Origin of the sequence: Brachybacterium phenoliresistens (genome assembly GCF_039530785.1) — a bacterium.
In the GTDB taxonomy this organism is placed as follows: domain Bacteria; phylum Actinomycetota; class Actinomycetes; order Actinomycetales; family Dermabacteraceae; genus Brachybacterium; species Brachybacterium phenoliresistens.
This window is the reverse complement of the sequence record NZ_BAAAOW010000002.1, coordinates 388,196-404,339: the sequence shown is the minus strand read 5'-3', so window position 1 is coordinate 404,339 and position 16,144 is coordinate 388,196. Positions and strand designations below refer to the sequence as shown.

At 75.2% G+C, this 16,144-nt stretch carries 11 protein-coding genes; 6 read left to right on the top strand and 5 right to left on the bottom strand.

From position 1 onward, the window contains the following. Positions 1 to 112: 112 nt before the first annotated feature. Positions 113 to 1,039, bottom strand: coding sequence for an NAD(+) diphosphatase (gene nudC / locus ABD234_RS06245; protein WP_038373053.1), 927 nt, complete (start codon positions 1,037 to 1,039; stop codon positions 113 to 115). A gap of 49 nt (positions 1,040 to 1,088) precedes the next feature. On the opposite strand from nudC, the gene ABD234_RS06240 reads away from it, so the two are divergent. Further along, positions 1,089 to 2,036, top strand: coding sequence for a phosphotransferase (locus ABD234_RS06240; RefSeq protein ID WP_038373054.1), 948 nt, complete (start codon positions 1,089 to 1,091; stop codon positions 2,034 to 2,036). Here the strand turns inward: ABD234_RS06240 and ABD234_RS06235 are convergent. Beyond that, on the bottom strand, positions 2,015 to 5,302 hold the full coding sequence (locus ABD234_RS06235) for an ATP-dependent helicase (RefSeq protein WP_344354620.1): 3,288 nt from the start codon (positions 5,300 to 5,302) through the stop codon (positions 2,015 to 2,017). The genes ABD234_RS06240 and ABD234_RS06235 overlap by 22 nt on opposite strands. Next, positions 5,299 to 8,559, bottom strand: coding sequence for a PD-(D/E)XK nuclease family protein (locus ABD234_RS06230; RefSeq protein WP_344354618.1), 3,261 nt, complete (start codon positions 8,557 to 8,559; stop codon positions 5,299 to 5,301). The genes ABD234_RS06235 and ABD234_RS06230 overlap by 4 nt, the downstream gene beginning before the upstream one ends. A 59-nt stretch (positions 8,560 to 8,618) precedes the next feature. Here ABD234_RS06230 and ABD234_RS06225 point away from each other — a divergent pair, with 59 nt between their 5' ends. From ABD234_RS06225 to ABD234_RS06215, 3 genes are all read left to right on the top strand, one after another. Continuing rightward, positions 8,619 to 9,251 carry a TetR/AcrR family transcriptional regulator gene (locus ABD234_RS06225; RefSeq protein WP_038373058.1) on the top strand — a complete coding sequence of 211 codons (633 nt, stop codon included), beginning with the start codon at positions 8,619 to 8,621 and terminating at the stop codon, positions 9,249 to 9,251. 157 nt (positions 9,252 to 9,408) lie between these two features. Continuing rightward, the gene (locus ABD234_RS06220; protein ID WP_038373059.1) at positions 9,409 to 9,630 is read left to right on the top strand and encodes a DUF3107 domain-containing protein; all 222 of its coding nucleotides are present in this window, start codon (positions 9,409 to 9,411) and stop codon (positions 9,628 to 9,630) included. A 130-nt stretch (positions 9,631 to 9,760) separates the two neighbouring features. Further along, positions 9,761 to 11,527: a DEAD/DEAH box helicase gene (locus tag ABD234_RS06215; RefSeq protein ID WP_038373060.1), complete on the top strand. Its 1,767-nt coding sequence runs from the start codon at positions 9,761 to 9,763 to the stop codon at positions 11,525 to 11,527. 160 nt (positions 11,528 to 11,687) lie between these two features. On the opposite strand, the gene ABD234_RS06210 is transcribed toward ABD234_RS06215, so the two are convergent. After that, positions 11,688 to 12,317 carry a MarC family protein gene (locus tag ABD234_RS06210; protein WP_084148522.1) on the bottom strand — a complete coding sequence of 210 codons (630 nt, stop codon included), beginning with the start codon at positions 12,315 to 12,317 and terminating at the stop codon, positions 11,688 to 11,690. Continuing rightward, complete coding sequence (locus tag ABD234_RS06205) at positions 12,314 to 13,210, bottom strand: PHP domain-containing protein (RefSeq protein ID WP_051486914.1); 897 nt, start codon at positions 13,208 to 13,210, stop codon at positions 12,314 to 12,316. The genes ABD234_RS06210 and ABD234_RS06205 overlap by 4 nt, the downstream gene beginning before the upstream one ends. A 39-nt stretch (positions 13,211 to 13,249) precedes the next feature. Between ABD234_RS06205 and ABD234_RS06200 the strand changes: the two genes are divergently transcribed. Further along, positions 13,250 to 14,824: an aminopeptidase P family protein gene (locus ABD234_RS06200; protein WP_051486915.1), complete on the top strand. Its 1,575-nt coding sequence runs from the start codon at positions 13,250 to 13,252 to the stop codon at positions 14,822 to 14,824. Beyond that, entirely contained in the window at positions 14,821 to 16,143 is a 1,323-nt protein-coding gene (locus tag ABD234_RS06195; protein WP_038373061.1) for a magnesium transporter MgtE N-terminal domain-containing protein, read from the top strand. The genes ABD234_RS06200 and ABD234_RS06195 overlap by 4 nt, the downstream gene beginning before the upstream one ends. The last annotated feature ends 1 nt before the right edge of the window (position 16,144 follow it).

Sequence of the window (16,144 nt, the reverse complement as noted above, 5' to 3'; positions counted from 1 at the left end):
CACGGCGCACCGCTGTGGACGCGCGGAGGCCTCGGGAGCAGCGGCGGGCGGGGCCCGCGGGCGGCCCGGGACGGGGACCGGCGCCCGTCCGGCGCGCGGAGGGAGGGCCGGCTCACTCCCCGTCGGTCGGGATCGGCGCCCCGTACCAGTCCTCGATGAGGGCCCGGCCGATGGAGGATCCCGCCGGGATCTCGACCTCGCCGGCGGCGAGCGCGGCGGCGAGCTCCTCGCGGCGGAACCAGCGCGCCTCGGCGAGCTCGCCGTCGGTCAGGGCGAGGGACTCGGGGTCCTCCACCCAGGCGCGGTAGCCGACCATCAGCGAGCGCGGGAAGGGCCACGGCTGCGACCCGACGTACTCGAGCTCCTGGACCGCGCAGGAGACCTCCTCGAACACCTCGCGCACCACGGCGTTCTCGAGCGTCTCCCCGGGCTCGACGAAGCCGGCGAGCACGGAATGGAAGCGGCCGCGGAATCCGGCGTTGCGGGCCAGCAGCAGGCGGTCCGAGCCGTCGCGCACGGCCATGATCACCGCGGCGTCGGTGCGGGGGAAGTGCTCGCTGCCGTCCTCGGTGCAGCGCAGCACCCATCCGGCGACGGCCGGCTCCAGCAGCGCCCCGCACTGCGGGCAGTGGCGGTGGGTGCGGTGCCAGGTCCCCATGGCGCTCGCGGCGAGGGCGAAGCTCGCGGTGGCGGGATCCAGCCGCGGGGCGACCTGCCGGATGTCCCGCAGGTCACGGCCCGGGTCGTCGAGCTCGGGCCCCGGCTCGGGATCCTCGGCGGCGATGATCCGCAGCCCGTCCCGGCGCCCGAGGTACACCAGGGGCGTGCGCAGCCCGCGCCGGGGATCGGAGGTCTCCAGGGCCAGCACCAGGGCGCCCTCCTCCCCCTCGGCCAGGCTCACGGTCCCGGCACGGGTGACCAGGTAGCGGACGTCCTCCCCGGGGTCCAGGACCCCCTCGGCGAGGCGCCCGATCGCGTCCCGATCCGGGCCGATGGCGGTCAGGGGCGTCATCAGCTGGGGTCCACGCATCGTCACCATGACGGCAAGCCTACGCGGCGCACAGGACCGGTGACGGTACGGTGACGGGGTGCGACGCAATCCTTACGCCCTCGCCGCCGTGGCGGCAGCAGCAGTCCCCGGCATGGTGCCCGTGACGACGGTCTCCATCGCCACGCCTGCCGAGGATCTCGAGGTCGCGGGCATCACCGGGGAGGACGGCCGTCGCGTGGTCGTCTCCTGCCCCGCCACCACCGCCGCCGGGGCGGAGCTCGAGAAGTCCGTGCGTGTGGCCGATTCCCTCTCCGGGACCGATGTGCGCGACCTGGTGCCGGCCGTGCTCGGCTTCGTGACGCTGCCCGGGGGCGGCCGCGCGGCCGTCACCGAGGCGCCTCGGGGCCGCCCGCTGATGTTCGACCAGGTGACGGAGGATCCCTCCGTCGCCGTCTCCCTCGGGGCGACGATCGCCCGCATCCATACCCTTCCGGGCTACGCCGCCGAGGCGACGGGCGCGGAGTCCTTCACCGCCGCCGCGCTGCGGGAGATGCACCGCTCCCAGGTGGCGCGCGTGCGCGAGGCGGAGCACCTTCCCGCGGCCGTCTCCCAGCGCTGGGAGCGTCTGCTGGGCGATGACGAGCTGTGGGACTTCTCCCCCGTGTTCACCCATGCGGACCTCTCCGAGGAGTGCCTGTTCGTGCACGAGGGCCGCATCTCGGCCGTCCAGGGCTGGGCCTCGGCCCGCATCGGCGACCCGGCCGCGGATCTCGCCTGGCTGGTCGCGGCGCTGGACGCGGAGGTCTTCGACCGGCTCTACGCCGCCTACTGCGAGCATCTTCCCTCGAGCCCGCATCCGCGACTGCTCGAGCGGGCGCAGGCGGTGGGCGAGTTCGCCGTGGCGGACTGGCTCCTGCACGGGCTGGACTCCGGGGACGAGGACATCGTCTCGGACGCCCGCGGCATGCTCGCCGACCTCGAGGCCGACCTGGCCCAGCTCGCCCGCGACGAGGCCGAGCGGACCTACGACGACCTGGAGTCCTGACCGGTCCTCGACGACCCGCCCGGGTCCAGCATGTCCCGCAGCTCCTCCCGCCCGGGGTGCTCGGTGACCCACAGGGTGCGTCGCGCCGCCACGTAGTGGAAGGCCGTGCGGATCCGTGACAGCGGCATGCCGGTGGCCTCGTGCCAGGCCAGGCGGTACACGGACAGCTGCAGCGCCCGCGCCCGCCGCCGCGAGGCCGGCGGCACGGCGCCCGTCTTCCAGTCCACGATCACCGCGCCCGGCCCCTCCTCGGTCTCCTCGGGGTAGACGGCGTCGATCACGCCGCGCACGCTGAGCGAGCCGATCCGGGTGGTCACGGGGTGCTCGACGGCGATGGGCGTGCGTCCGGCCCAGGCGGAGGACTCGAAGGCCTCCCGCAGCGCGGCCAGGTCGTCCGGCCCGGCGGCCTCGTCCTCGGCGGCCTCACCCAGGTCCACCAGATCCTCGAGGTCCAGCAGGGTGCCGCCCGCGAAGCGCCCCTCGAGCCAGGCGTGGAAGGCGGTGCCGCGCCGGGCGGAGGCCGCCGGCGGCCTCGGCACCGGGCGCAGCAGGTCCAGAGCCGCGGCATCGGGATCCTGGGCGCGCTGGACCACCTGGCTGGCCGACAGCCTCACCGGGGAGTGCACGGCGGTGCGCTCGCGGCGCGCGGCGAGGTCCTCGAGCACCCGCCGGGTGGCCTCGGCCAGGGGATCCTCCGGCGGGACCTCCGGCAGCTCCCCGGCCCGGGCCCGCGCGAGCAGCGCGGCCGCGCGGTCGCGGCGGTGCTCGGCCTCGCCGGGCTCGGGCGGCCACGGCGCGACGGTGGCGATCGCCTCCAGGGGGTTGGCCTCGGGGACCTCCTCGGCGCGCCGGAACGCCGCAGGGACCTGCGGGAGGATCTCGCCGAGGTAGCGCGAGCGCGGCCGCGGGCGGGACAGGCCCGTGCGCCAGGCCGCGGAGGTCAGCAGCAAGCGGCTGCGGGCGCGGGTGACGGCGACGTACATCAGGCGCCGGTCCTCGCCCAGGGAGGCCTCTCCCTCGTCCTCGAAGTACTCCTGGATGATCGCCTCGGCGTCGACCTGCGTGTCGGCCTCGGCCCAGCGCAGCTGCGGCAGGATCTCGGCGTCCCCGCGCAGGGAGGAGGGCACGGCGGCATCGGCCAGCTTCCCCAGCCAGCCGCTGTCGGCGACGCGGACCCGGCCGTCCTCCCCCGTCCGCGCGCGGCGCAGGTCGTAGGAGGGGACGGTGCCCTCGACCAGTCCCGCGACGGCCACCAGGTCCCATTCCAGGCCCTTGGCCGAGTGCATGGTGATCAGGGTGACGGCCTCCGGGTCCGGCTCGACCTCGGCCGCGGTGACGGCCAGGCCCGCCTCCTTGTCCTCGCTGATGTCCAGCAGGGCCAGGAAGGGGCCCAGGCCCGGATGGCGGGCGCTGCGCTCGAACTGGACGGCGTAGCCGCGGAACGCCTCCAGATCGGCGAGCGACCGCCCGGTGGCCATCTGCTCGAGGTCGATGCCGAGCGCGCGCACCGCCGCGGTGACGAGGTCCGGCAGCGGGACGGACACGCGCCGCCGCAGCGCGCGCAGCAGCTCCTGGAGGTCCTCGAGGCGGGCACGGGCCGCGGGGCTGAGGGCGCGGCCGTCGGGGTCGGTCCATCCCTGCGGCGGGAGGTCGTCGACCGCGTCGACCAGGCCCACGGCATCGGCGTCGTCGCGGCGGGCGAGCTCGGTGCGGCGGCGCGCTCCCTGGTGGTCGCGCCATCGGCCCAGCACCGCGAGGTCGCGGGCGCCCAGCCGGAAGCGCGGCCCGGCCAGCAAGCGCATCAGGGAGTCGCCGCGACCGGGGTCGTGGACGCATTCGAGCAGGGCGCGCACGTCCGCGACCTCGGGCCGATGCAGCAGCCCGCCCAGGCCCACGATCTCCACGCGGAGCCCCGCGGCCTCGAGCTCCTCGGCCAGCACGGGGATCTGGCGGCGGGCGCGCACCAGCACCGCCGCGGTCGGGGGCTCCTCCTCCCGGTGCTCGGCGCGTCGGTCCAGGATCCAGGCGGCGATGGCCCGCGCCTCGGCGCGCTCGTCGGCCGCCTCGTGCACCTCGACGGCGCCCTCCCCCGCGCCGGGCCGCGCCTGCAGCTCGGGGATGTCGATGCCGGCCGAGCTCTCCCGCAGGGGTGCCGCGATCCGGTTGGCGACGGCCAGGGGCGCCTGGTCGTTGCGCCAGGAGGTCGACAGGGTGCGCTGCAGGACGGGGGCATCGGCCGCGGAGAAGGCCTGGGCGAAGCCGGACAGGGAGGCGGCCGATGCTCCGCGCCAGCCGTAGATCGCCTGCTGGGGGTCGCCGACGGCGCACGCCGGGTGCCCGGGCCCGAACAGCCCGGAGAGCATCTCCAGCTGGGCCACCGAGGTGTCCTGGAACTCGTCCAGCAGCACGACGCGGTGCAGATCGCGCGCCAGGCGGCCGGCCGCCGGGACGGTGCGGGCGATCCGCGCGGCAAGGGTCACCTGGTCGGCGAAGTCCAGGGCGCCCTGCGCGTGGCGGATCTGCGCGAAGCGCTCCAGCAGCGGGACCAGCGCGCGGCGGGCGTCCAGGGCGGCGATGGCCGAGGCGACCGCTTTCGGGGTGGTGCGGCGCCGGCCCTCGACCTGCAGGGGGATCTGCGCCAGGTGCTCCCGGATCTCCTCGAGCTCCGCCCCGAGCGCGGCCGGGTCCACCAGGTGGTCGGCGAGGGAGCTGGTGAGGGAGACCAGCGCCGCGGTGATCGAGGCCGGCGAGGCGTCCAGGTCCAGGGAGTCGTCCCAGCCCTCGACGATCTCGTGGGCGAGCTGGAAGGAGGCCGAGGGCGACATCATCGTGAAGTCGGGCGTGAGCCCGGCGGCGAGGGCATGCTCGGTCACCTGGTCCAGCGCGAAGCCGTTGTAGGTGTGCACCAGCGGGCGCTGTCCCACCAGCTCGTCCTGGCCCCGCACCAGTCCCGGCGGCAGCGGCAGCCCCTCGGCCTCGAGCGCGGCGGCGAGCGCGGCCAGGCGCCGCCCGATCCGTTCGGACAGCTCATGGGCGGCCTTGCGGGTGAAGGTCAGCCCCAGCACCTGGCGGGGCTGGACCAGTCCGTTGGCGATCAGCCACACCACCCGCGAGGCCATCGTCTCCGTCTTGCCGCTGCCGGCCCCGGCCACCACGAGCATCGGCGCGAGCGGCGCCTCGATGACGGCCTGCTGCTCCTCCGTGGGCGCGGGCAGCTCCATCATCGCGGCGAGCTCCCGGGCCCCCAGACGGATCGACGCGCTCACAGCTCGGCTCCTTCCGGCCACAGCGGGCAGCTGCGGCGCACGGTGCACCGGTTGCAGTGGCTGCAGCGGCGCGCCTGCACCCGCGCTCCGCGCAGCTCGGCGGAGACCGCGGCGACGGTCTCGTCGAACCAGGCCGGGTCCTCCGCCTCGGACAGGGCGCGCTGGTCGCGCACGGCCGGCTTCGCCGAGGGGGTCCCGATGTAGACCAGCGACGCCCCGGCCACCTGCGGGCGGCCGCCGAGCGTCTCGTCGAGGGCGCCGTCGCGCAGGGCCGCCTGGTAGGCGGCCAGCTGCAGGTCCTGCTCGGCCTTGGCGGCGGTCTTCGCCTGGCGGCCGGTCTTGAGGTCGACCACGCGGGCGGCCCGCGGCGTCCCCTCGATGCGGTCGATGGCGCCGCGCAGCACCACGTCGCCCAGGCGGACGGTGAACGGCGCCTCGGTGGCCAGGGGCTCCCCGGCGGCGGCGAGGTAGGAGCGCAGGGTGGCCACGGCGTCGTCGGCCTGCCGCAGGCGCCGCCGTCCCGACCAGGTCTCCTCCAGGCGCATCGGGGCGAGCATCCGGTGCAGCCGGGCGAGCAGGTCCGGGACGTCCTCCTCCGGCACCCCGGCCGGGTGCTGCTGCGCCAGCGCGTGCACGCCGGTGCCGATGGCCTGGGCGGGGCCGGCCTCGGGGGTGCCGCCGGAGCGTTCGAGCAGCCATGCCCGCGGGCAGTCGGCGGCCCTCTCCAGGGCCGAGGGGCTCAGCAGCAGCGGTGCCCCCGGGTCGACGAGGGCCTCCTGCGTGCTGGGCGCCTGGTGGTACCACCGTCCCGGGTCGACGCCGTCGACCCGGTGCTCGGCGAGCCGGGCCAGCAGCGCGGCGGCGCGCTGCGCAGCGGCCGGGTCCTCGCCCAGGAGGTCGCCGCGCAGGGCCGCGACCAGGCGGCGGGCGTCCGGGGCCGGCCCGGGATCGGCGGCCAGGCGCTCCGGGTCCGCCCAGCCGGGGCCGGCAGCCCGCTCGATGGCGTCCACCAGCGGGGACGCCGAGGAGTCCCCGCCGTCGATCGCGGTGACCAGCACCTTCTCGCGGGCGCGGGTGAGGGCGGCGACGGCCAGGCGGATCTCGTCGGCGATGACGATCTCGCGCTGGAGGGCGCGCAGGGCCGCGGGCTCGAGCCGCTCCTCGCGGCCGATCTCGAGGGCGAGCTCGGAGGCGCCCAGCAGCGTCGAGCGCAGCCGGGTGTTGGGCCAGGTGCCCTCCTGCACCCGCGCCAGGACGACCACGTCCCGCTCGTGGCCGACCAGCTGCGCCGGGGTGAGCACCGCGACGCGCCCGCGCGGCTCGGCCCGGGGGGCGAGGGTGTCCTCCGCGATCGCCTGGTCGCGCACGTGGTCGAGGAAGACGAGGGCGTCCGCCTGGGGCCGGCGGTCGGTGAAGCGGTCCACCGCGGCGAACAGGGCCGTCACGGCGTCCAGACGGTGGGCGGTCAGGCGCGACCGGGCCTCGTCGGCGTCGCCGTCCGCCCCGAGGGCCGCGGTGCGCCAGCCCTCGGCGACCCCGGCGGCGGACCAGGCCGCCCAGAGGGCGTCGGTCGCCGCCGCCTCGGGGCCCAGCGCCCGGACCGCGGCGATCATCCGGCGCAGCCGGTGCACCGGGGCGGCGGCGCGGTCCCGGGCATCGGGGGCCGGCAGGCCGGGCACGTCCTCCCCCATGACCGCGTCGGCGAGGAGGTCGATGCTGGCGACCGGATCGCCCGCGCCCTCGTCCGGGGCCCCGTCGGCGGGGCCCGCCGGAGGAGCATCGGCCCGGGCGCGGTGGGCGTCCAGCAGCAGGCGGCGGATCCGCCGCAGCCGCAGGGCGTCGGCGTCGCCGAAGGGCCCGCGCAGCAGCGCCATGGCCTCGCGCCCGTCGACCCGGCGCCCCGAGGCGCCCACCTCCACGATGCGCAGCAGGTCCATCACGACGCTCTCCTCGCGCAGCGGCCGCAGCCGCGTGGCGGTGGAGACGGGCAGGTCCTGGCGCTGCAGCAGTTCGGCGACCTCGTCGACCAGCCCGCCGGAGCGGCAGACGACCGCCATCTCGTCGTAGGGCGTGCCCGCCTCGTGGTGGAGGTCGCGCAGCACCCCGGCGATCATGCGCGCCTCCTCGAGCGCGTCGGCCGCGCGCAGCACGGACACCGAGCGGTCCTCGATCCCCGTCCCGGCGGCCGCCTCGATGCCGTCGGCGCCGCGTCCCGCGAGGACGGCTCGGCGGCGCAGCTCGACCGGTGCCCCGGCGAGCGGGAGCCGCGCGCGCAGGTCATCGGCGGCGCGGAGGGCGGAGCGCGGTCCCCGGCGCCGCGCCGTGAGCACGAGCGCCTGCTCGAGCCCGAGGCGGGAGGCGGCATCGGGCACGGACCCGCGGAAGGTGTCCACGGCGAGATCCGGGCAGGCGGTGGCCAGGACGGGCACGCCGAGCTCGTGGAGCCGGCGGACGAGGGCGACGCCCGCCGCCGTGAGGTCCTGCGCGTCGTCGACCACCAGCGCCGAGGCCGGCGCCTCGTGCAGGATCTGCGCCGCGCTGCGGACGATGTCCCCGGAGTCCAGCCGCGGCCCGGCGTCCAGCGCCATCGCCGCCTCCAGCGACAGCACCTCGCGGTAGGCCCGCAGCAGCGCCGCCGCGTCGCGCCAGGCAGGGCGGTCCCGGCGCACGCCCAGGTCCTCCAGCTCGGACGGTCCCAGTCCCAGCTCGCCGGCCCGGGTGATCAGCTCGCGCAGCTCGGTGCGGAACCCCGGCAGAGCGCGCGTGGCCGCATCCAGCTCGAGGTGCCACGGCTCGTGGACGGCGATCAGCTCGCCGAGGAGCGCGTCCTGCTCGGCACCGGTGACCAGGCTCGGCTCCCCGCGCCCGCGGGAGAGCGCATCGGCCCGCACCAGGGAGAAGGCGAGCGCCGCGGGGGTCGAGACACGGACGCGGCCGGCCGCTCCGGCCAGCGCCACCGCATCGCGCAGGGGCGCCGCGGTGCCCCGGCGCGGCGAGAGCAGCAGCACCGGCGGGGCGTCCGCCCGGGTGGACGCCGCGCGCTCCCCGGCCTCGAGCGCCGCGCTGAGGGCGAGGGCGGTGCGGCCGCTGCCGGGAGCGCCGTGCACGGCCGCGGAGCCGCCGGAGCGGAGGATCCCGAGGGCCTCGGCCTGGACCGGGTCGGCCTGGCCCGGCTCCAGCGGACGCGGCAGGTGGGACAGGTCGGGGTCCAGCAGCTGCACCCGGCGCTCGGCCCGCGAATCCGCTCCTCGTCCCATGCGTCCATCAAACCGCAGGACGGGGACATCTCACGACCGGCCCCACCTAGACTAGGAGCATGACCACCCGCCGACTGCCGAAGCACGAACGCCGGGCGCAGCTGCTCGCGATCGCCACCGAGCAGTTCTCCGCGAACGGGTTCCAGGGGACCTCGATGGACGAGATCGCCCGCACCGCGGGCGCCACCAAGCCCGTCGTGTATCAGCACTTCGCCTCGAAGGAGGCCCTCTACATCGCGGTGCTCGAGGCCCGGGCGGACGTCGTCCACGCCGCCATCGACGCCCTGCGCGAGCACACCGGCTCCCCGCTCGAGCGGGCCGAGACCGGGCTGCGGGCCTTCCACCGGCTGACCACGGCCGGCACGCCCCTGCGCCTGTTCCTCGGCGAGGAGATGGTCTCCCCCGCCGCCGCCGAGCGCGTCGCCGAGCTGCTGGACGCGATGGCCCAGCGCCTGGCCGGCGTGCTCCTGGAGTACCGCAGGATGGAGCCCTCCGAGGCCGTCATCCTGGGCCGCTCCCTGATCGCGATCGCCCAGAACTGCGCCCGGCTGATCGGCCCCGACGGGGGCCCGGAGCGCGAGGACGAGGTCGTCGCGATCGTCGCCCGCATGATCACCTCGGGCCTGACCGGCTTCGCCCCGCAGGACGAGAGCGCCGACGAGAGCCCGGACGAGAGCCCCGACGAGGCCTGAGCCTCCCGCGCGGCGCCGCGCCCGCCCGCCCCCTCGCGTTCCACCCTGCGCGAACGCGCCCCGCAGCGGCGGCCCCTGCGCCCGCGGCGGGCTAGACTCGCGGGGTACCCGACGAACCACGGGGTACCTGTCACCACCATCTGGAGGTCCGCCCATCATGGAGATCCGCATCGGCATCCAGCATTCCGCGCGCGAGCTCGTCCTCGAATCCGACGAGCCGATCGAGCAGACGCTGAGCGCCCTCTCCGACGCCATGTCCGAGGGCACCGCCGTCACGCTGCGCGATGCGAAGGGCCGCACGCTGCTCGTGCCGGGCCCGAAGGTCGCCTATGTGGAGGTCTCCGCCGACGAGCCCCGTCGCGTCGGCTTCCTCGGCTGACTCCTGCGGCGTCGGCGCCTGCCGACGCCGCGGGGCACGCCGGCGGCGTGATCCTGGCCCCCGGGTCCGAGCCCTGCTCGGCCCCGGGGGATACGATGTGTGGCGCAGACCCTTATCAGAGAGATGAACTGTGCCTGACACCACCCCGCACACCCCTGAGGCCGAGTCGGCCTCCCCCGCCGTCGAGCTGAGCTCCGGCACCCCGGCCCCCACCTTCGCGGACTTCGACGTCCGGGCCGACATCATCGAGTCCCTCGCGAAGAAGGGCATCGTCACCCCGTTCCCGATCCAGGCGATGACCCTCCCGGTCGCGCTGCGCGGCCGGGACATCATCGGGCAGGCCAAGACCGGGACGGGCAAGACGCTCGGCTTCGGCATCCCGATGCTGCAGAGCGTCGTGGCCCCCGGCGAGGACAATCCCCAGGACCGGCCGGTCGGCAAGCCGCAGGGCCTGGTGGTCCTGCCCACGCGCGAGCTGGCCGTGCAGGTCGCCCAGGATCTCCAGGACGCCTCGCTGACCCGCCCGGTGCGGATCCTCACCGTGTACGGCGGCCGCGCCTACGAGCCGCAGATCGAGGCCCTCGAGAAGGGCGTCGAGATCGTCGTGGGCACCCCGGGGCGCCTGATCGACCTCATGCGCCAGAAGTACCTGGACCTCTCGCAGGTGCGCACCGCCGTGCTCGACGAGGCCGACGAGATGCTCGACCTGGGCTTCCTCGAGGACATCGAGAAGCTGCTCAGCGCCGTGCCCACGGCCCGCCAGACGATGCTGTTCTCCGCCACCATGCCCGGCCCGATCATGGCCCTGGCCCGGCGGTTCATGTCCCAGCCCACGCACATCCGCGCCCACGACCCCGGCGACGAGGCCCGCACCAAGGCCGACATCACGCAGGTGGTCTACCGCGCGCACCAGCTGGACAAGATCGAGGTGCTCGCCCGCATCCTGCAGGCCCGCGGGCGCGGCCTGACCATCGTGTTCATGCGCACCAAGCGGGAGGCGGACCGGGTGGCCGGCGACCTGCAGGGCCGCGGCTTCGCCGCCGCGCCGCTGCACGGCGACCTCGGCCAGGGCGCCCGTGAGCAGGCGCTGCGCGCCTTCCGCCACGGCAAGGTCGACGTGCTCATCGCGACCGACGTCGCCGCCCGCGGCATCGACGTCACCGACGTCACCCACGTCATCAACTGGAACTGCCCGGACGACGACAAGACCTACCTGCACCGCACCGGCCGCACCGGCCGCGCGGGCAAGAAGGGCACCGCTGTCACCTTCGTGGACTGGGAGGATCTGGCGCGCTGGTCGCTCATCGCGCGCCAGCTGGGCCTGGAGTCCACCGAGGCGGTCGAGACCTACTCGACCTCCCCGCACCTGTACGCCGACCTCGACATCCCCGAGGGCACCAAGGGCACGCTGCCGAAGGAGCTGCGCACCCGCGAGGGCCTCGAGGCCGAGGAGATCGAGGACCTCGGCGGTCCCGACTCCGGCGGTCGCGAGAGCCGCGGGGGCCGCGACGGCGCCCGCGGGCGCGGCGGCCGGGGCGGCGAGCGCGGTGGACGCGGCGAGCGCAGCGGCCGCGGAGGCCGGGACGGCGAGCGCGGCGGTCGCGGGAACCGCGGGGGCGAGCGTCCGGGGCGCGGCTCCGGCGAGCCCGCGGAGGCGCCGGAGGCATCGGCCGCGGGCGGCCGCGAGGAGCGTCCCCGCCGCAGCCGTCAGCGCACCCGCACCCGTCGGGTGCACGGCGAGGTCGTGGACGCCCAGGGCGGCGAGGGCTCGGGGCCGGAGAGCTCCGGCGAGAAGCGCTCCGGCGGCAGCACCCGTCGACGTCGCTCGCGCGGCGGCCGCGGGCGCAGCGGCTCCTCCGAGTCCGCCGCGGCCGAGGGCGGGTCCTCCGAGAGCTGACAGCATCGGCGGCGCCGCGGAGCACCCTGCGCGGCGCCGCCCGATCACCGGAGGCCGGTGCCCTGGATCCCCTGCGGATCCGGGGCGCCGGCCTCCTGTGCTGCGTCGGCGATCCTGTACTGCGCGGGCGATCCTGTGCTGCGTCGGCGGCGGGGTCCGCTCAGGCGGGGAGGATGCCCCAGGACTCGAGGAAGGCCCGGATCGCGTCGAAGATCATCTGCGTCGAGATCGCGGCGAGCAGCACTCCGGAGATGCGGGTGACCAGGGTGACCCCGCCCTTGCCGAGCACCTTGGCGATCACGCCGGAGAAGCGCATGAAGACGTACATCATCGCGGCGATGCCCAGCATCGCGAGGACGATCGCGCTCACGCGGGTGGCCTGGCCGCCGGTCTGCTGGACGAACAGCATCATCGCCACGATCGCGCCGGGACCGCCCAGCAGCGGGGTGCCCAGCGGCACCAGGGCGACGTTCACGCCCTCGGAGGCGGACATCTCGCTCTCCTTGCCCAGCAGCAGCTGGAGGGCGATGAAGAACAGCAGCACCCCGCCGGAGAACTGGAGCGCCGGCAGCGAGATGTGCATGTACCCGAGGATGAACTGCCCGAACACGGCGAACAGGGAGATGATCAGCACCGCCACCCCGACCGCGACGAGAGCGGCCCGCGAGCGCTGCTTCGCGGTCATCGACCCGGTCAGCGCCATGAAGATGGGGATGGTCCCCGGCGGGTCGACGATGACGAAGAGCGTGACGAACACTTCCGCGAGGAAGCGGATATCGACCGGAATCACGGACGGAAGACCTCGGTTTCGCTGGTGGCGCGGGCCAGGAGTGCGCGGAGCACATCCGGCGCGGTGAGGTTCTCTCCCAGCCGGTTGGGCTTGCCCGCGCCATGGTAGTCGCTGCCGCCGGTGGTCAGCAGCCCGCGGAAGCGCGCATAGGCGCGAAGTCGGTCACGCTCGACCTCGTCGTGCTCGCGATGGTCGACCTCGACCGCCGACAGCCCCGCCTCCACCATCGAGTCCAGCAGGTCCACCGGCACCGCGCCCTCGCGCATGCCCGAGGCCGGATGCGCGGCCACGGCCACTCCGCCGGCGGCGACGATGGCGCGCACGGCATCGGCCGGGGCGGGGGCGTAGTAGGGCACGTAGTACGGGCTCGAGGGCGCCAGCAGCTCGGTGAACGCGGCGCTGCGATCGGCGACGATGCCGCGCGAGACGAGGGCGTCGGCGATATGGGGGCGCCCGACGGTGGTCTCCTCCCCCGCCACCTGCTCGAGGACGTCCTCCCAGCGGATCGGGTGGTCCGCCCCGATCCGCTCGACCATCACCCGGGCCCGGCGGGAGCGGGAGTCGCGGGCACGGCGCAGCTCGATGTCCAGGGCCGTCCCCGCGGACGGGTCGACCAGGAGCGCGAGGACGTGGACGCTGAGCCGATGATGCTCGGCGGAGACCTCGATGCCGGGGACGATGGTCACCCCGGTCTCGCGCGCGGCGCGCCGCGCGTCCTCCCAGCCGGCGGTCGAGTCGTGGTCGGTCAGGGCGATGACGTCCAGCCCCGCCGCCGCGGCGTCCTGCGCGAGCTCGAGGACGCTGGAGGTCCCGTCGGAGTACGTGGAGTGGGTGTGCAGATCGATGCGGGGCGTCTGCGGGCGTCCCTGCCCGGTCGTGTGCTCATCACCCATGGATCCCACAGTATCCCGACGTGAGACGATCGGACGGTGATGAACGAGGACAGCAGCCAGCCCACCGCACAGAACTCCGGTCCGAGCCCCGAGGAGCTCGCCGCCCGCGGCGACTCCCGCTCCCAGCGCCCCACCAACGAGGCGTTCCGCGCCTTCATCGCCGCGGACTGGGACGAGACCGTCCCCGACACGCAGCGCCGCGAGGTCGCCGATCACACGCCGGCGCGCCATGACGCGCTGGTCCGGGCGGTCCCCGGCACCCGCATGGTGCTGCCGGCGGGCGTGTTCAAGGTGCGCTCGAACGACACCGACTATCCCTTCCGCCCGGACACGGCCTTCGCCTACTACAGCGGCCTGGGCACCGATGAGGAGCCCGACAGCGTCCTGGTCGTGGAGCCCTCGGCCGATGATCCCGAGCGCGGCGAGGCGACCTACTTCTTCCGCCCCCGCGCCGGCTTCGACACCACGGAGTTCTACGCCGATGCCCGCTACGGCGAGCTGTGGGTGGGGCGGCGCCCCACCCTGGAGGAGACGGAGCAGCGCCTGGGCATCTCCTGCCGGCACATCGACACCCTGCGCGACCACCTCGCCAAGGACGTCGGCGACCAGCTCTCCCTGGTGGTGATGCCCGGGGTGGACCAGGGCGTCGAGGAGATGGTCCAGGAGATCCGGGCCCAGAACGGTCTGCCCGGCGGCGAGGAGGAGACCGGCGAGTTCGACCGGCTCGCCGAGGTCGCCAGCGAGCAGCGCCTGGTCAAGGACTCCTACGAGATCTCGCAGATGCGCAAGGCCGTCGCGGCGACGATCGCCGGGTTCACGGACGTGGTCCGCCACCTCCCCGATGCGGTCGCCCATGCCCGCGGCGAGCGCGTCATCGAGGGCGTGTTCCAGCGCACCGCCCGCGGCGACGGCAACGGCGTCGGCTACGACACCATCGCGGCCGCCGGCGATCACGCCTGCACCCTGCACTGGATCCGCAACGACGGCCCGGTGCGCGAGGGCGAGCTCGTGCTCATCGACGCGGGCGTCGAGGTCGACTCCCTCTACACCGCCGACATCACCCGCACCCTGCCCGTGGACGGCACCTTCACCGACGTCCAGCGCCGCGTGTACTCGGCCGTGCTCGAGGCGGCCGATGCGGTCTTCGCCGTCGCCCGCCCGGGGCTGCGCTTCCGCGACCTGCACGCCACCGCGATGGAGGTCATCGCGGGCCACCTCGAGCAGTGGGGCCTGCTGCCGGGCACGGCGGCGGAGTCCCTCTCCCCCGAGGGCCAGTTCCATCGCCGCTGGATGGTTCACGGCACCAGCCACCACCTCGGCATGGACGTGCACGACTGCGCGAAGGCCCGCCGTGACATGTACCTCGACGCCGAGCTCGTGCCCGGGATGGTCTTCACCATCGAGCCGGGCCTGTACTTCAAGGCGGCCGACCGCAAGGTCCCCGAGGAGCTGCGCGGCATCGGCGTCCGCATCGAGGACGACGTCCTGGTCACCGAGGACGGCGTCGAGAACCTCAGCGCCGCGCTGCCCCGGGACCCCGACGAGATCGAGGCGTGGATGGCGTCCCTTCTCACGGGCGACGCCGAGGCCGGGGGCACTACGCTGGGAGGGTGACCTCCCCCCAGAAGCGCATCTACGCCGCCCGCCTCGCCGGCACCCGGGTCTTCGACCCCATCGGCGACATGGTCGGCACCGTGCGCGACGTCGTGGTCCTGCCCCAGGTCCACGGCGCCGCGCGCGTGGTCGGCTTCGTCGTCGAGGTGCCGGGCAAACGGCGCGTGTTCCTCCCCGCCACCCGGGTGACGGCGATCGACGCCGGCCAGGTGATCATGTCGGGCCTGCTGAACATGCGCCGCTTCGAGAAGCGCAGCGGGGAGATGCTCGCGATCGGGGACCTGCTCGAGCGCCGCGTGACCCTGCTGGACGGCTCGGGAGAGGCCGTCGTCGAGGACGTGGGCCTGGAGCAGAACCGGCATCGGGACTGGGAGCTGACCAAGCTGCACCTGCGCCGCCGCAAGGGCGGGTCCTTCAGCCGCCTCGTCTCGCGCGGGGAGAGCCTGACGGTGCCGTGGCGGTCCGTGGCCGGTCTCTTCGGCACGCAGGCGGAGCAGTCCGCCGCCCTGCTGCTGGCGTCCTACCAGGACCTCAAGCCGGCGGACCTGGGCGAGATCATTCAGGAGCTGAACCCCAAGCGCCGCATCGAGCTCGCGGCGGAGCTGTCCGACGAGCGGCTCGCCGATGTGCTCGAGGAGCTGCCCGAGGACACCCGCGTCGAGGTCGTCACCGGCCTGGACGCGCGCCGCGCGGCCGATGTCCTGGACGCCATGGACCCCGACGACGCGGCGGACCTCGTCCAGGAGCTGCCCGAGCCCGTGGCCCAGGAGCTGCTGGACCTCATGGAGCCCGAGGAGGCGGAGGACGTGCGCCGCCTGCTCGCCTACGACGAGTACACCGCCGGCGGCATGATGACCACCGAGCCGCTGATCGTGGCCCCCGAGACCCCGGTCGCGCACTGCCTGGCGATGATCAGCCGCGAGGAGCTGCCGGCCGCCCTGGCCTCCACCGTGCACGTGTGCCGCTCCCCGCTGGAGACGCCCACGGGCAAGCTGCTGGGCATCGTGCACTTCCAGCATCTGCTGCGCGAGCGGCCGGACCGCCCCGTCGGCGAGATCCTCGACCCGGACCGGCACACCGTGGAGGGCGCCGCGCCGCTGTCCGCGGTGACCCGCGAGATGGCCACCTACAACCTCGTCTCGATCCCCGTGGTCGACGACGACGGGCGCCTGCTGGGCGCGGTGACCGTGGACGACGTGCTGGACCACGTGCTGCCCGATGACTGGCGCGAGCAGGACGAGCCGGTGCCCACCACCACCGGCCAGATCGACCTCTCCGAGATCGCCCGCGGCATCGGCCGCTCCGACGGGGAGGGGTGAG